The sequence below is a fragment of the Bacteroides sp. K03 genome, assembly GCF_019734355.1.
GTDB classification, from domain to species: Bacteria; Bacteroidota; Bacteroidia; order Bacteroidales; family Bacteroidaceae; genus Bacteroides; species Bacteroides nordii.
Window position 1 is genome coordinate 114,882 of the sequence record NZ_JAASHC010000003.1, and the last position, 16,926, is coordinate 131,807.

At 40.4% G+C, this 16,926-nt stretch carries 11 protein-coding genes; 3 read left to right on the forward strand and 8 right to left on the reverse strand.

What is annotated here, in order from left to right:
* Nucleotides 1-9 precede the first annotated feature (9 nt).
* Nucleotides 10-1,173, forward strand: coding sequence for a metallophosphoesterase (locus HCG69_RS03120; protein ID WP_221648805.1), 1,164 nt, complete (start codon nucleotides 10-12; stop codon nucleotides 1,171-1,173).
* On the opposite strand, the gene HCG69_RS03125 is transcribed toward HCG69_RS03120, so the two are convergent.
* Genes HCG69_RS03125 through HCG69_RS03140 form a run of 4 tightly spaced genes read right to left on the reverse strand, consistent with a single transcriptional unit; the run spans nucleotide 1,160 to nucleotide 9,155 of the window.
* Entirely contained in the window at nucleotides 1,160-4,051 is a 2,892-nt protein-coding gene (locus HCG69_RS03125; protein WP_221648806.1) for an AAA family ATPase, read from the reverse strand. The two genes, HCG69_RS03120 and HCG69_RS03125, sit on opposite strands and share 14 nt — an antisense overlap.
* On the reverse strand, nucleotides 4,048-5,304 hold the full coding sequence (locus tag HCG69_RS03130) for an exonuclease SbcCD subunit D C-terminal domain-containing protein (protein WP_221648807.1): 1,257 nt from the start codon (nucleotides 5,302-5,304) through the stop codon (nucleotides 4,048-4,050). The genes HCG69_RS03125 and HCG69_RS03130 overlap by 4 nt, the downstream gene beginning before the upstream one ends.
* A 21-nt stretch (nucleotides 5,305-5,325) precedes the next feature.
* Nucleotides 5,326-7,287 (reverse strand): HAMP domain-containing sensor histidine kinase, encoded by a 1,962-nt coding sequence (locus HCG69_RS03135; protein WP_221648808.1) that lies wholly within the window; start codon nucleotides 7,285-7,287, stop codon nucleotides 5,326-5,328.
* Nucleotides 7,284-9,155: a HAMP domain-containing sensor histidine kinase gene (locus HCG69_RS03140; protein ID WP_002561752.1), complete on the reverse strand. Its 1,872-nt coding sequence runs from the start codon at nucleotides 9,153-9,155 to the stop codon at nucleotides 7,284-7,286. The genes HCG69_RS03135 and HCG69_RS03140 overlap by 4 nt, the downstream gene beginning before the upstream one ends.
* A gap of 291 nt (nucleotides 9,156-9,446) precedes the next feature.
* Here HCG69_RS03140 and HCG69_RS03145 point away from each other — a divergent pair, with 291 nt between their 5' ends.
* A complete protein-coding gene (locus HCG69_RS03145) occupies nucleotides 9,447-10,205 on the forward strand; it encodes a 1-acyl-sn-glycerol-3-phosphate acyltransferase (protein ID WP_002561753.1) in 759 nt (252 codons plus the stop codon).
* Nucleotides 10,206-11,482: 1,277 nt separating this feature from the next.
* Here HCG69_RS03145 and HCG69_RS03150 read toward each other — a convergent pair.
* The 4 genes from HCG69_RS03150 to HCG69_RS03165 form a co-directional block, all read right to left on the reverse strand.
* On the reverse strand, nucleotides 11,483-12,382 hold the full coding sequence (locus HCG69_RS03150; RefSeq protein WP_221648809.1) for a hypothetical protein: 900 nt from the start codon (nucleotides 12,380-12,382) through the stop codon (nucleotides 11,483-11,485).
* A 14-nt stretch (nucleotides 12,383-12,396) separates the two neighbouring features.
* Nucleotides 12,397-12,774 carry a DUF3244 domain-containing protein gene (locus HCG69_RS03155; protein WP_221648810.1) on the reverse strand — a complete coding sequence of 126 codons (378 nt, stop codon included), beginning with the start codon at nucleotides 12,772-12,774 and terminating at the stop codon, nucleotides 12,397-12,399.
* 164 nt (nucleotides 12,775-12,938) lie between these two features.
* Entirely contained in the window at nucleotides 12,939-14,681 is a 1,743-nt protein-coding gene (locus HCG69_RS03160; protein ID WP_221648811.1) for a tetratricopeptide repeat protein, read from the reverse strand.
* A gap of 44 nt (nucleotides 14,682-14,725) precedes the next feature.
* Nucleotides 14,726-15,454 carry a DUF4369 domain-containing protein gene (locus HCG69_RS03165; protein ID WP_221649083.1) on the reverse strand — a complete coding sequence of 243 codons (729 nt, stop codon included), beginning with the start codon at nucleotides 15,452-15,454 and terminating at the stop codon, nucleotides 14,726-14,728.
* A gap of 230 nt (nucleotides 15,455-15,684) precedes the next feature.
* Between HCG69_RS03165 and HCG69_RS03170 the strand changes: the two genes are divergently transcribed.
* Complete coding sequence (locus tag HCG69_RS03170; RefSeq protein ID WP_221648812.1) at nucleotides 15,685-16,911, forward strand: anaerobic sulfatase-maturation protein; 1,227 nt, start codon at nucleotides 15,685-15,687, stop codon at nucleotides 16,909-16,911.
* The last annotated feature ends 15 nt before the right edge of the window (nucleotides 16,912-16,926 follow it).

A 16,926-nucleotide genomic window follows, 5' to 3' on the forward strand; every position in this document is an offset into this window, starting at 1 on the left:
ATCATACATATGTTACAACGAATTTTTATTTTTCTAACACTAATAGTTATTTTACCGGACATCTATATCTACCAGATGTTTATCGCACGACAAATGGTACATCCGGTCTTAAAAGTGCTTTATTGGGCTCCCACCTTCTTCCTGTTAGCAGGACTTATCTACCTCACATTCTTTACTCCCGAAGACTTCGTAAGTCAGCACATGCGGGGGATCGGCTGGTTTGCCGTTGTATTGTTCCTGTTCGCATTGCCTAAATTGAACTTTATGTTGTGTTCAGTTATCGGACTTCCGTTCAATTACCTGTTGCACTGGCCCAAAACACCGTTTGTATATGCCGGATTAGTGCTTGCCGGAATCAATGCAGGAGTTATTCTGTACGGCTCCCTGATTGGTAAAACTCAGTTTGAAGTGAAAGAAGTTGCCTATTACTCCTCTAAACTGCCACCAGCTTTTAAAGGATATCGTATCGTTCAACTATCAGATATACATATAGGTAGTTGGGAAGGAAATGCGCGGGCACTGCAACGTATGGTTGATCTCGTCAATGCCCAGCATCCGGACTTGATTGTTTTCACCGGAGACCTGGTGAATAATCAGGCGAAAGAACTGGACGGATTTCAGCAAATCCTATCCGGACTACATGCAAAAGATGGTGTTTACTCTATCTTGGGAAACCACGATTATGGACCTTATCACCAGTGGGAGAGCCAACGTGCGCAAGTCGAGAATCTCGCCGATCTGAAAAAGCGTGAGGCACAAATGGGCTGGAAATTGCTGAACAATGAGCATGTTATCCTGCATCAGGGCAATGACAGTATCGCCCTGATTGGAGTAGAAAACGAAGGCGAACCGCCTTTCTCACAACATGGTGATCTGACCAAGGCAATGCAGGGAACCGAAGGTATGTTTCAGCTATTGTTGAGCCATAACCCCACACATTGGCGGCGGGAAGTATTGCCCCAATCCCAAATAGACCTGATGCTGGCAGGACATACACATGCCATGCAAATGGCATTGGGACACCATTCCCCTTCCTCTTTTGTCTATCCGGAATGGAGCGGAATGTATTCTGAAGAGGGGCGAAACCTGTACGTAAACGTAGGGTTGGGATTTGTCGGATTGCCTTTCCGCTTCGGCGCATGGCCCGAAATAACGGTTATTACACTGAACTAATCACTATTTCACTCTTCCCGTTTACCGATTTATGTAGTTGTATCTGCACGGAGATGCGTTCGCTCATCTCCTGCACATGAGAAATGACTCCAATCTTTCGTCCCTGCATTTGCAACTGTTCCAATGCTTCCATAGCAGTGCGCAAACTATCGGCATCCAGTGATCCGAAACCTTCGTCAATAAAAAGAGATTCCACTTTCAGATTGTTGCTCGACAGGGATGAAAGCCCCAGTGCCAATGCCAGAGAAATAAGAAAAGATTCACCTCCGGAAAGAGAATAAACAGTACGCACTTCATCACACATATCGCAGTCGATAACTTGTAAAGCCAGGGTTCCGGATACTTGCTGGAGCTTATATCTCTTTGATAAATAAGATAAGTGCTTGTTGGCATGAAGCAACAAGAGGTTGAGAGTGTAGCTCTGGGCAATTACTTTAAACTTTGTTCCGTCAGCACTGCCAATCAGTTTATTCAGTTTCCCCCATTGCTCGGCAACAGCCTGTTTTTCTTTCCATTCAGCTTCTATCTCTTTCAGTTTTTTCTTGTTTTGCTCTTGCTGCAACAAACAGGCTTCTACTGTCGATAGCCGACGCTCTGTTTCCTGATTGGCAGACTGGCACGCAGCAATTGCTTCGGACAATGTTTCAGGATTCTCAATCTGTTTTTGTTGCTCACTCAGTTCAAGAATATTCCGGGACAGTTGTTTTAGCTCTCCCTGTATACCTGAGAGATTGGTTTGCACCTGCTCCACCGATTTACGGGCCGATTCCAACGCATCATTCAGCTCCTTCTCTTTACGGCGTACCACGGCCTCTGCTTCATCCGCCGGTTTTCCTTTCAGAAGGGTGGCACGCTGTTGCTGTAACTGCTGCAACTGCTCACTGACTGTTTTAAAATGGGTGCGTTGTGTCGTTTCCGTTTGTTGTACCATGGCCAATTGTTCGGCTATAGCAGCAGCTTGCTGCATCAATAACCGGGACCGGGTGATTCCCTCACGGAGCGATTCACAATGGTGGCGCAACTTCTTCAATCCTTCATCCTTTTGCTGCCATTCTGCATATAGTTGCTGATACTGGTTTATTCTACCCTCCAGTTCCTGTAAGCGTTGTCGCAATGTTTGCAGACAAGTATCAAAATGTTCCGGAGTACGTTCTGTTTCAGAATAAGCAGCAAGTACCTCTTCTTGAGTTTTCTCCTGGGCAATGATATTACGAACATCGCGTTGAAGAGCTATACAACGGTCATTGAGCTGTTTATGAGCATCAACAGCTATACGGTATTCTTTTTCTATGGAGTGGTAAAGCGTGTCTGCCATTTCTCTGTCTTGCCCGTAAGGGTGTGAAAGACTGCCACAAACGGGACAAGCTTCGCCCTCTCGCAGATCATGACGCAAAGCCACTACATCTTTCCCCATAGCCATACGGGCATTCTCGTAAAGCCGTTGCAAAGAGGCAGTTTGCTCCTGTTTGGCAAGCAATTGCCGAGTTAAAGTATCAAGCTCTGAAGATATTACTTTCTGTTTTTCACGCAACTGATTCAGCAATATACTGGCTTGTAAAGCATGTTGCAAGCGGGATTGTTCTTGCAAAAGTTTATTCTGCTCCTCACCTACAGACTGGATACCAAAAGCATTAAGCCGGGAAACACGGTCGTCATTTTCCTTTTGAAGAAGAACTAATTGCTGCTCTTCGCGGACGAGAATATGCTCTATCCGATCCAGATCTGTGGACAGAGACGGATTGAATGCATCCTCACTCTTCAAAAGACGATTAATAGCACTACAAGAAGCGCTCAGTGCCTCTCTACTGACGCGATGTCTTTTCTCAAGATCAGCAACCTGTTTCTGCGTGAGTTGCAGAGTTTGTTGAGATTGCTTGTAATCAGTTTGCAAACTTTGCAGGCGAACATCCAGTTCACGTGCTTTCAGTAATTCGGGTTGCAGGGCTTCCCACTGTTCCCGAAAATGAGCAAGATACCCAGTCTGTGCAAGCAGACCTTCGTGGAGTTTCTTTAGTTTTTCTGTTTCTACAGATTCCTCCTGCTGCTTTTTAGCGAGTTGTTCTTGTTTCACCACAAGAGAACGGACAATATTGAATTGTGCATTCAACTCGGCAAGCCGCTTCGTTCCTGTAGTGCGAAGTTGAATCAATCGTTCTTTCTCCTTTTGCAGATTTTGTAATTCATCTTCCGGGAGAAGCTCAATAAGGCTGATACTGTTTTTGAGAAGATTCATTGCTTCATCAGCCGCTTTACTACGAGTGTATATCTCTCGTGATATGCGGGAATAAATCTCAGTACCCGTGAGTTTCTCCAATAATTCGGCTTTGGCGGATTCACGGGATTTCAGAAAAGTCGCAAAATCGTTTTGGGCAAGCAACACCGTACGGGTAAACTGCTCGTAGGTAAGCCCAACCAGAGAAACCAGTTGCGCCAGAAGTTCAGTCTTTGTACCCTGCAAATCCTCTTCCTTATCCAGATCAGTAACCTGAAGCGTCTGAGGTTGTAAAGAACCCGTGGCCTTACTGCGTGCCCGCCGGACAGACCAACGGGAACGGTAACGCCGTCCGGTCGCCCCCAGAAAATCAACCTCCGCAAATCCTTCTCCCGTCCCACGGCGAAGAATGTTTTTTACATCAGACTGATTCACCTGATTCTCTCCTACATCCGAAAGAAAAAGACTCTCTCCCGAAGCAGCGAAACGGGGTGTCTTATCATAAAGAGCTAAACACAAAGCATCTAATATCGTAGATTTCCCGGCTCCCGTAGGACCGGAAATTGCAAATATACCAGCTGACCGAAGAGGTTCAACAGTGAAGTCCACCTCGAAAGTCCCTTCGATAGAAGCCAGATTCTTAAGTCGTATTGTTAGTATTTTCATTCCGCCTCCCTCATCGCCTGCTGAAACAAACGTTCCAGTTCTTCCGGCATCTCAGATTGATATATATTTTCAAAAGTCGCTTTCACGATCTGTAACGGATTCATTTCCTGAAGTCCGGCAGCTAACACCTCTTCTTCCAGGGTATTCTCTTCTGCCTGCCGATAAACAGATACGATGCGTGCCAAGCGAACCGCCTTATCGGCAATTGCCTCTTCTATTTGTTGACGAAGCATTGGTTCCGGTTCTGTCAAAAGGACTTTTATTTCTAAATAAGGAAAATGTAAACTTCTCTCTGTTTGTTCTCCCTCTGCCTCTTCCGAAGCCAACGGCAAATGTGCAAGCTCCTCCAAAACCTCTTCGGGAGTAGCAGCCTTTCCTCGCGGTACACTCAAAAGACCTACCAGCGGAATGTATTCCCGCTTCTCAATCTCTACCGCCCACCCTTCTGCAAGAGTCACTATCACTACTCCATGATGGTACTCCCTCTCTGCAAAAGACATCGGCAAAGGGCTACCGGCATAGCGTACATTCTCCCTGCCCGACACTCGTTGAGACTTGTGTATATGCCCCAAGGCTGTATAAGCAATCTGCTCTGTAAAAGCATCCGGAGAGACACACTCCAACCCTCCGATGATGGTTCGTTCACTGAAATCACGTTCGGCAATTTCTGACCCTGTGGCTTGCAAATGTCCCACTGCCACAAGAGCCTGTCCGTCTTTACGCCGTTGCAGCGCCCGTTCTTGCAATCGGGCATAAAGTTCTTTCACACCTTCGGCATACGGGTTACCATCTGTTGTAACAACCGGATAATCTCCCTGCCGCAAAAAAGGAACCGCCAGACAGAGGGCTTCTACTTCTCCTTCACTATTCTTTAACTCTACAATCAAATGATCATAATCAATCTCTCCTTCATGTCTCCGGACAATACCTCTAATCTCCGTACGCATCTCCTGCAACAAAGGTAAGGGTGCTTCAAGACGTGCAGCAGAATCATGATTGCCTGCCACAACTACCAGTTGCAACTTCGGATTCTCTTCCGTCACCTGACGGATAAAACGATAAAACATGTGCTGGGATGCTGCGGAAGGATTGGAAACATCAAAAATATCTCCCGCAATCAATAATACATCAATCTTGTTTTCTTTTAACTCACGGGCCAACCATTGGAGAAAGTGCGTATGCTCCTCCACCCTGTCATAACCGAAAAAGGTCTGTCCCAGATGCCAGTCGGCTGTATGCAATATACGTATCATTCAAAATATCTACATTATAAATCAATTACCCGGTGCAGACAACGGACAAGTAAAAATGACTGTCGGGCCTTCATCCGCTTCTGCACTTACTGTATAAGTACCGCCAAAGTAACGAATAAAATGGGAATTAATCTCATTACGGATCAATATCTTTTTGTCTTTCAAATTTTCCTGTGCCAACAAAGTGCCTGCTATACGGAAAACCAGTACGTCTGCTTCTCTGTCCCACTCAATGCAAACGATTGTCTCACAAGCCATATTACTATCCCCACGAGCCAATGCTCCGCGCAACAATGACACCAGCCATTTCTTATCCGTACAAATCATCTGGCTTTCAAGAGTTGTTTTCAGAACAATCCTATCCTCCCCGGGCTCCTGGCTATTGACAAGCCGAATGATATTCCGACTCAACAAAATGGCCTCTACCTGTTCCTGTTCATACTGTATCTTTCCGGATTCGAGCCGTGAAAGCTCCAATATATTATTCACGTATCCTAATAACTGTTCTGCATTCTCCTGAATAATCTTCCCATAACTCAGTTTACTTTCTTTGTCAAGTTCTTCGGATTCAGACAACAGTTCTGCAAACCCCACTACCGCATTTAATGGAGTACGAACATCGTGGCTAATTTCCATCTTCAAGCGTTCTTTTGCCATGTTATCCGCTTCGGAATGGGCTGCCGCTTCGGCTGCCGCCCGTTCAGCCAAAGCTATCTTGCCGGAAAGGAAGTGCGTGTAGATATAAAACAAAAGAGCCAATATTGAGAGTACAAGCAATGTACCGAACACCCATATGTAATTCGTATTCCGTATCTTCTGCTTCTCTAAAAGAAGTTCATCTATATGATAAATCTCTTTTACCTGCTGCAACTCATTGGCAGTAAAAGCATTATTCAGCGAGTCTTGTGCCCATATCAGATAACGCCACGTTTCAAGTGCTCCATCTATATCCCCCTTACGCTGCTGGGTGCCTGCTTTATGGCTGATCAGATTGCCAAATGTAGAGACATAACTTTTCAATACAATCGGAGTAACTTCATCCACTAAAGCAATGCTCTTATCATACTCTTTTGTACGCGAAAAATATTGGAGACGTATGAGCTGTATATTCAGCCAGAACACCGAATCGACATGTGGACTGAGCAAAGCTTGTGCACGTTCAATATATAATTGAGCCTGTTCAAAATCTTTTTGATCCATATAATGCAACACATGCTTCACTTCACAATCTATTGCCAGATCGGTCCAATTATCCCGTGCTTCCGGTTCGTTTGTCATCATTTCCTGCAGAAGACTTTTCATTTTACGTAAATAAACCATTCTTGATTTATCATCTCCTCTACTCCCATACACCTGAGCGATACGCGAAAGCACATCTACTTTCAGAAAGGGCTTTGTATCAGGAGTAAACTCCCGATATGCTTTCAAAAGCACCTCCAGTCCCTGCTCATGACGACTAGATACGGAATAAGCACATCCCAGACTATTGTATGCGGCAATTTTCCCATTATTGCTCTTACGTTCAATAGCTTCGTCCAACACTTCTTTGGCTACATATACCGCCTTTTCTATCAACCTTTTAGAAGCCAGTGCACGACTGAGGGCTGCTTTCCGTTCCAGATAATAGTCATATTCTCCTGCCTGGGAAGCAAGTTCTTTCAGTTGCCCTACCCAGTACTCCAGACTATCCGGATCGTGTTTTTTATCATAATAGCCGGCCATATAATAAGCTCCTTCATTTTCATAAAAGAGATTCTTTCGAAGTTTTGCTTCCTCATAAAGGGCTGCTGCAAAATACTTATTATAAGGAAGATATTGATGACAATAAGCCGTCTTCTGAAGATAAGAGATCCTGCCGGTATCCGAAAGTATACGTTCTGCCACAGCCAAGATACTGTCACGGTAAACTATCTTTGCATCATTTTCGGCAAACAAGGTCAATGGCAGAAGAGTAATATATAAGACAAATATCAACCTTTTCATAAACCTGCGGTATATAAGTCGGCTCCGCTTTTCAGTGGATGTACAAAACAGAAACGCGCTCCCTTCGTATAACTTTCATCAATCCATATCCGGCCTTTGAACCTCTTCATAATCAACAGACAGATAGAAAGTCCCAATCCAGTACCTTGTACAAAATCATTCAGTTTCTCAAACCGTTCGAAAATAAGTTTCTGCTTCTCTATCGGAATACCACATCCTGTATCCGTCACGGAAAACAGAGCCATATTACGGTCATCGTCCCATCGTTCCAGCCGCAAGACAATAGAGCCTTCGGAAGTGAACTTCGTTGCATTCACTATCAGATTGATGAGCACCTGCCGCAGCCGGGAGTCATCGGTATCTATCATCAGAGATTTCAGCGGAGTATCAAAGCGTAGCTCAACTTGTAACCGATAAGAAGCGGCAACTGTATCTATTACTTCATGGCAAATCTTCACGGCGTCATATTCCCTGATATTCATACTGATATTGTCACCATCAAAATCGGAGAAATCAATAATATCATTGATTAACTTCAACAACTGATAAGAATTAACCTTGATTATCTCACAAAATTCCTTTCTGGAAACCTCATCCACTTCCATTTCCTCGGATGCCATCAGTGTAGAGAAGCCAACAATTGCATTCAGAGGAGTACGTACTTCATGGCTCATGTTAGAAAGAAACAGATTCTTTTTACGAATGGCATTTTCTGCTTTTAGTTTCATATCTTCCAGTTTCTTCTTTGATTGCCTCAAATGAAATATCTTCTTCCAGCTAAGAAAAATAAATAGTGCCAGTATCAATACACATCCCACAACAGCCATTACATAATAACGGAGAGATTGAGTACGGGCACGCTCAATATGATAAGCCAGCTGGTCTGCCTGAAAACGGGCACAAAGCTGATCTATTTCTTTAGGGTAGTTTGCCTTGAACACAGAGTTTATATAAGAATAGATCGTGTTGTACAAGCTGGCAGCCTCTTCTTTTTGTCCCATCTTTTCCAGTAACTCTGCTTTTCCTTTCATCGTACTGACATAAAATGCGTAATTATCACTGGCATGTTCCAGATTGAAAAAACGGTCGTATGCCTTCAATGCTTCTTCTAATTTCCCCATTCTCTTCAGATAAAATGCCTCTGCAACTATAAAATACTGCTGAAGGGCGGGTATTAGTTTCTGCTGATGCTCCCGTACTTCGGTCAGGTACTGCCCGGCTTCTTCCAAATTCCAGATTTGAGTTTTATAATAAGCATTAAAGATGCGCAGGATATCCAGTTCCAACTCTGATTGTTTACCTGTAGAATACTGGCTCAGTAGCCCAAGGTATTTTGCAGTAGCACCTGTATTCTCCATACGAATATTATATTCGATCAGCTCCACAAGCAACGTTTTCTTCATTCCCTCATCCAGTTTGTGTCGTTCGAAGATTTCTAAAGAACGCTCATAAACATCACCTGCCTCTTTGTTTCTTCCAACAGCAGCATACACCTCACCAATAGCGCTGAGAGAAAGAGCCAATCCTAAAAAATGATTTTGTACTTTGGCTTTTGAGTACATCACATCACTATGTGCGATGGCCATCCGGGTTTCCCCTTTTAGTACCTGAGATTTTATAATGATGCGGGACAATTCAAAATAGGCATCATATTGTTTACTGTTTTCAAGAACAGAGAGCAGACTATCACTATAAATAACTGTACTGTCTCCTTCCTCCAACACACTAAAACCAAGACTATTGCGAAAAGACTCTATGATTTGTTTCTGTAAAATAGCATTCTCCTTCATATCGACAGCAGCATCCGTGCTACTCACCCAAAGTAAGTTACAAAAAACAAATAATAGATATTTCAGTAGTTTTTTCATCAAATAACCCAAAAGAGGTGCTTTGTTTGCATCGTTTTTTTATAATTATGTTTGCAAACATACATAAAAAATAATAAACTTCTGCAGTAACTTTATTTAAAATAGCAAGAAAAACACGAATGCTTCTACCGTCCCTCTCAAAGTTAACTATTAGTATACAATCAAAATGTAAAATCCAACCATGGTACATATAACTGCCAGCATTACGGATATTGGCTGATTTTTTATTCACTTTGAGACGTAACAATAGAAAGAGATTCTGTATCTTTGTCCTCCGAAAATCCAACGCTTATGAAAATACTGTATTATATTTATCAGATTTGCATTGCATTACCTATATTATTAGTGCTGACTATTCTCACAGCCATAGTCACAACTGTAGGTTCTCTGCTGGGTGGAGCACACTTCTGGGGATATTACCCTGGCAAAATATGGTCACAACTCATCTGTCTGTTCCTGCTGATTCCGGTAAAAGTACACGGGCGTGAAAAGATACATAAACGTACGTCTTATATATTTGTGCCTAACCATCAAGGGTCTTTTGATATATTCCTCATCTATGGTTTTCTGGGACGTAACTTCAAGTGGATGATGAAAAAGAGTCTGCGAAAGATTCCTTTCGTGGGTAAAGCGTGCGAAAGTGCAGGACATATCTTCGTAGACCGTTCGGGACCGAAAAAGGTACTTGAAACCATCCGGCAAGCAAAAAACTCATTGAAAGACGGAGTGTCACTGGTAGTATTCCCCGAAGGGGCACGTTCATTCACGGGACATATGGGATACTTCAAGAAAGGAGCTTTTCAGTTGGCAGACGATTTGCAACTGGCAGTGGTTCCGGTTACCATAGATGGTTCATTTGAAATCCTTCCCCGTACGGGAAAATGGATTCACCCTCACCGCATGATCCTGACAATCCATGATCCTATCCCGCCTAAAGGCAAAGGGATAGAAAACATAAAAGAGACAATGGCAGAAGCCTACGCTGCCGTAGAAAGTGCTTTGCCGGAAAAACACAAAGGCATGGTAAATAATGAAGATCAGGATCGCTGAGTACTCACTGTATGAGGTGTGTGTGACAGGTGATGGTAGAGTTATAAAGTCATAAAATGATAGAGTTTAAAGTAATCCGGTAGAAATAGTCAATTTGTTAAAGTACCTGTAACTGGCATAATTAAAATGTTTATTGTTTGAAACGACTGTAAGTGTTCACCGCAAAGGAAGGATGGAAGTCGACACCTGGCATTGTATCTATCTGATAATCAGCAATTATAAAAGTGTACATTCTTGTCATACTACATTGTACACTTTTGTATGACAAGAATGTACAATATTGCACCACAAGAGTGTACACTTTTGCATAACAGTAAGACCCACCTTTATTTTTTGCTTTAAACTAATCGCTTTTTTCATTACAATAAAACTTGATATTTTTATTTATACCTTGCACTTAATGTCTATTTTATAAACTTTCACCCCGTTTCTCTAAGGAGATCGACCCGATCTCCTTAGAGTTTCGACCCGTTCCTTGTAGAGAGAAAAAAAGGGGGATGGGATAGCTATAGCATTGATAATCAAAATGTTAAAATTACACAAGATGTATAATATTTTCAGCTTGCGTACCTCCCGTTTATACCCTCTTTAGATTTCTGAAATAGCTACCAATATTCATCCCTGCCGAATATAATTCCTATCATAAACGATTGTTTCATAGAATAAAAGTAGTACCCCATCATCAAGGATACAAAAATGAAGAAATCTCAAAAGAAAAACAAAAGAAAAGTCTTACAATAATCTTACAAAAAGAAAAATCATCATTATTTCAACATTTCATCTATCCTGGCCTTTGTTCGTGGAATACTGGGACGCAGTGATGTTCCATAATCCACAACTACCCCCTGCTTATTGATTAAAAGCTTTATCCAACATTAAAAAATTATTAGGGTCCCTACCCTTTAATACCACTAAACAAATACTGATCATGAGCATAAACAACCGTATTACACTCAACCAAACATCAAAAACATACAAATTAGGCGAAAACAGATATATCATTTTTTCAATATATCGGGGATAGATTCTTTATATTACAAAAGTACGTATTTAAGTATGTGTTAATTACCTATTTAATACATCGTTAAAATGCATACTTTATACGTATAAAGTACGTACTTTTTAACGTATTGTATTACAGATATATATAATAGATTCAGACTCTTTTTATATATTAAAACAAGTGTGGGATACTCACGCACCCCACACCCCAACCAATCGTGTATTAATCTATACAAATCAAATCTAATTACTACAATTTAGAAAACATGTAAGATTTAGGAATTTCGTATTATCGAATAAGATGAAACAATGTTCCATACTTTTCTATTATTCTCTGACATTTCTTTTTTCAATTTTTCTGAAATAGCCTCCAACTCACGTACAGGAAGTTTAGAAGCTGCTGTTATTTCCTTTTGCAATTGGTCCAAAGAAAAGTATTCGTCCAATTCTCCACCTACATTGCCTAAGAAGTGGTTATGATATTGTTCTACTACATTGGCAGAAGTCAACAAACCACCCGATCCATAATCACCAATAACGATAACAGGCTTTTTATGCAAAGCTCCTTGCAGAGCCACATATTTATGACCTATTACAAGACTGGCATTTTGTATCAATGTATCTAACTCAAATTCTTCACGTACAGTTACATGAGATGCATATCCTATATCATAAAGTTCCTGTTCTCCCGAATAAATGATATTAATCTTATATTGAGTCAGTGTGTTCAAAACGATAAATGTTCTTAATGCCGAACGCCCATTACCCACTCCAACAAGAATAGTTGGCTTTGAATACGGATATTTAAGATATCTGTCCACTTCTCCGTTCCACGGAAAAGGAAGAGCTGTAACACAACTATCACAGGAATAAGTTTTTTCCGGTGCAATGAGCAGTAAATGTTCATACTGCGCAGCACCTTCTATAAACTCATCTTCATAATCATCTGCCAAGATCGAATAAACAATTGGAATGGCAGGGCGTAATGTCTGTATTTTCTCATAACCTCTTCTATTAAAAGCAAAGGCAAGATTATAAGAAAGCCACATCTCCTTGGCAACATCGCCTGCCATGTCCACTTGATAACGTCCATCTTTCAACAGCTTTATCAAACCTTCACAGGTCTTTTGCTGTGTATATGTGTTGCAACAAGCAGAAAATAGAATTTTCCTCATATTATATTTATGGATTACATTAATGTAAAGTTGCCATAAACATAACCATCCTTTGAGTTTCTAAATTCTATTGTATAAGTACCAGCATTGTAATCTTCTACAGGAATAGCAAGTGATTGCCCGCAAGCAGTTACCTCTATAGAAGAGGTGTACACATTTTGAGCGGCATCCTTTATTACTATATTCACATCACCTACAGGAGCAGTAAATTCAACAATCAAAACATTTCCTTCGAAAGTTGCTTCAATAGGAATAGCAGGATCTAACGAACGACTGCCAATCTGAGAGAATTCTCCTTTTAATACTAACCCATCTTCAAGAGGAGTACCAGCAAAAACATTGCTCATCATAAACAATGCTACCAATAATGACATAAACAAACGTGATTTCATAAATATACTGTTTTTTGTTTCTCCAAATGTACGATGTACTGGCGAGAAAAGCAAAAAAACGACCCGGACAATTTGAGTAAGTCCAACAAGAGATAATCAACTATATATCAAACAATTATAGAAAATAAAAAATTATCGACCCGGACAATTGGAAATTTATTTTCTTAGTAATTTCGTATAAAATGGTCTAAATCCTCCTGAGCTGATATATTTAAGCGTTTTTTCAATCTACCTTTAGCTTTAGTTATAGAGTCAGATGTAGTGAAAAAGACACGTTTTAACGCATCATTAGTAAAACCAAACTTCAATAAACAACAAATTTCAAGATCATGTTTAGTCAATGCAGGATATTCCTCCTGCAGGCGAATAAGCATATCCGAATACAAATAATTAAATAAGTCAAATAAACATTCCCAATCCGGGCGGGAGAGTTCTCCTTTCACAGCACCAGACTTTAACGAAAGTAACATACGGAATGTAGATATATACCTCGCATCAATAGGAGAACAGGAATTATCAATATCACCACCCAATGTATTCAAACGTTCTGTTAGCGTTTTATTCTGTCCTTGCAGAAGCAAAACTTTTCCATTCAATTCTCCAATCTTAGTACGATAATCTTCTGATTCACTTTGCAATTCCTGGTAATTTACCAACTCTTCCTGATAGAGTGCTATCTCTTCTCTGTTTTCAACGATCTGCTTTTCAATCTCTTGGATTCGTCTCTTATTACGGCGCTGTCTATAATAAAAATAATAGGCACCAAGAAAAACCAAAAAGGACAATAAGAAACAAACCCAAACAATCGTTTGATTCTTAATCTTCAACTGAAGGTTTTCGTTTTGCAATTTCTCATTCTCATATTTCTTCTGTAAACTCGCTACCGTTTCTCTTATCTCTGCTTTTTGAATTTCTCTATTTAATGAATCAGACTTCTCTTTATATCCTATAGCTTCCCAAGGATTCTTACGTAATTTTTCTAATTCAAAAAGTAGTCTATAAGTATCTGCTTGTGTATAAATATTAGTAGCCTCTGTAGCCCTTTTCAAATATTTTTCAGCTTCATCTTTATTATTCATTAGAAGACAATTATAACCCAAAGAAAGATATATCTCAGAGAAAAGAGATGTTTTTCCGTCCAGTTCAAGAGCCTGCAACAGATAATATTCTGCTTTCTGATAATCTTTTTTCATACGATGTAACAACCCTAATTCCTGAAGAATAGTTAATTCCGATTTACATTTAGAACGATGAGCTAACTCCAAAGCTTTTTGATAATAGATATACGCACTATCAGAACTGGCACCTATAGAAAGATAATATCGCCCAATACTCCTTAATGCATAGCTCATACAACAAGTATCCTTAATTATACGATAACAGCTCAGAGCTTCCTGGTAATTTAAAAGAGATTCGTCTGCAAGATCCTGGTTCCAGTTCAATGTCCCCATTTCTTCTAAAATAAGTCCCAACATTCTGTACTCCTTGCTCCCTTCGAATATACTTCTGGCCTTCAAATAATACCTCATGGCATCTTCCGGACGATTCAGCTCTTTCATTACCCTACCATAATAGAAGAACGCCTTTCCTTTAGCTATCCAATTCTCATCATGAGAACCATAATATCCTACTGCAATTGCAATCAAAGAATCCGATTCCGGTTTAATGTAGTTTTTGTCCATAGCTTGTGTCATCAATAAGCTATAGTCTGCCTGGGCTTTACCATGTAAAACTTCAGGATTGGGTATACGTTTTAGAAGATTAAGAGCACTATCCGGGGCTACCTCCATGCATTTTTCAACCAAAGATAGTGTTTGAACGACTGAATCGGGAGTCGTCTGGCAAGAAATTACCCATAAGGATAGAATGAGCAAAGACAAAAAATGATAAGTAGTACGTCGTAACATGTCTATATTGAGTTTTGTGCAAAAATACACAAAAAACTCTTAGATCAGTTACTTACAGCAGCGTTTTGTTCCAAGCGTTGGTGTTCCTGAATAAGTTGCATGTTCTCTTTTGCCTTAGATACAAACTCCTTCACCATTTTATTCATTTTAAAAGAATAAGGAGCATCTTTCATTATATCCTCTATTTGCGGAGTCATTACGGGATAAGGAAGATTACTACAGAGCATCAAAAAGACACTGGGACCTAACACTGTTTCATAATTATCAGATATAAACGACTTAACATACTGATTCATCTCATTGATCAGTGCTTCACCCTCCTTCGTCAACTGCTCATGAATATCAGCAAGATCAGCACCCTCCATTACCATGCGAGCTTCTTTATGTTCTAACTCCTCAATCTTCACATCCATGGCATTTTTCTTATCTATAAACTCATAAAGAGCATCGTTAAGAGGAGTACCCTTGGCAGCCAGTTCTGTATTGGTAATTGTTATTTTAATATCGCCTTTTTCAATCACTAAAGGCATAATAGCCTCATCATCCATATAGAGAGTAGCCATCACCACAGAATCCACAGCACCTTTCATTGAAAACAATCCATGAATAACCTCTGCCGAATCAAGCTTTATCCATTTTCCTTCCTGCAATGTTTTTATAAACAACATTCTTCCATCAAGGCTGCTTACCGATGACGAACCTTCTATCTTATACTTGCGACCACAGGAAGTAAAGACGAGAAGCAAAAGCAATAAAGGCAAAAATTTACTCACACGCATCTGTTTGTAGGTTTTCATGTTGCAAAGGTACAACGGATTCAGATTTGAATGAAACATTTTATCAATATTTAAAACTTGTAAGACTCTTTTCTTTAATAATCCTTATAAACACCAGTTTTGGGTATGTATTTTCATTTAGTTTATCTAAATTTGCAAGCTATGACTTGACAAATAGTCAACATTAACGGTTCTGATTCATAATTTATAATTCATAATATAATAGAATGTCAACTTACGCACCCTTTGCCAAACCGCTCTACGTGATGCTAAAACCCGTCGGAGCAGTGTGTAATCTCGCATGTGATTATTGTTACTACCTGGAAAAGGCTAAATTATATAAAGAGAATCCCAAACATGTAATGAGTGAAGAACTTCTGGAAAAGTTCATTGAAGAATATATTAACTCTCAGACAATGCCACAGGTACTTTTCACATGGCATGGTGGAGAAACATTAATGCGTCCTTTATCTTTTTATAAAAGGGCAATGGAACTACAGAAAAAATATGCCCGAGGACGTACAATAGATAACTGCATACAGACCAATGGTACTATGCTGACGGACGAATGGTGTGATTTCTTTCGTGAAAACAACTGGCTGGTAGGCGTGTCTATCGATGGTCCACAGGAATTCCATGATGAATATCGAAAAAATAAGCAGGGAAAACCTTCTTTTATAAAAGTAATGCAGGGTATCAACCTGCTCAAAAAGCACAAAGTGGAGTGGAATGCCATGGCGGTAGTAAACGACTATAATGCAGACTATCCACTGGAATTTTACCGTTTCTTCAAAGAGCTCGATTGTCATTATATACAGTTTGCTCCTATCGTAGAACGTATTTTCAAGCACACTGACGGACGTCACCTGGCTTCACTTGCTGAACAAGAAAGTGGTGAACTTGCAGACTTTTCCATTACCCCGGAACAATGGGGAAACTTTCTATGTACCTTATTTGACGAATGGGTAAAAGAAGATGTAGGAAACTACTATATACAATTATTTGATTCAACACTCGCTAATTGGGTTGGTGAACAACCCGGTGTTTGCTCTATGGCCAAGACTTGCGGCCATGCCGGAGTAATGGAATTCAATGGAGATGTATACTCTTGCGACCACTTTGTATTCCCTGAATATAAACTGGGGAATATTTACAACAAGACTTTGGTAGAGATGATGTATAGCGAAAAGCAGAATGCCTTTGGACAAATGAAGCAAAGCTCTCTCCCAACTCAATGTAAAGAGTGTGAGTTCTTATTTGCCTGTAACGGAGAATGCCCAAAGAACCGTTTTGTAAGAACAGCAAGCGGAGAACCCGGACTGAACTACCTTTGCAAAGGTTATTATCAATTTTTCCAGCATGTAGCACCCTATATGGACTTCATGAAAAAAGAGTTGATGAATAAACGTGCTCCGGCAAATATAATGGAAGCCTTAAAAAAGGGAGAGTTATAAAAGGGAGAAGGGAGA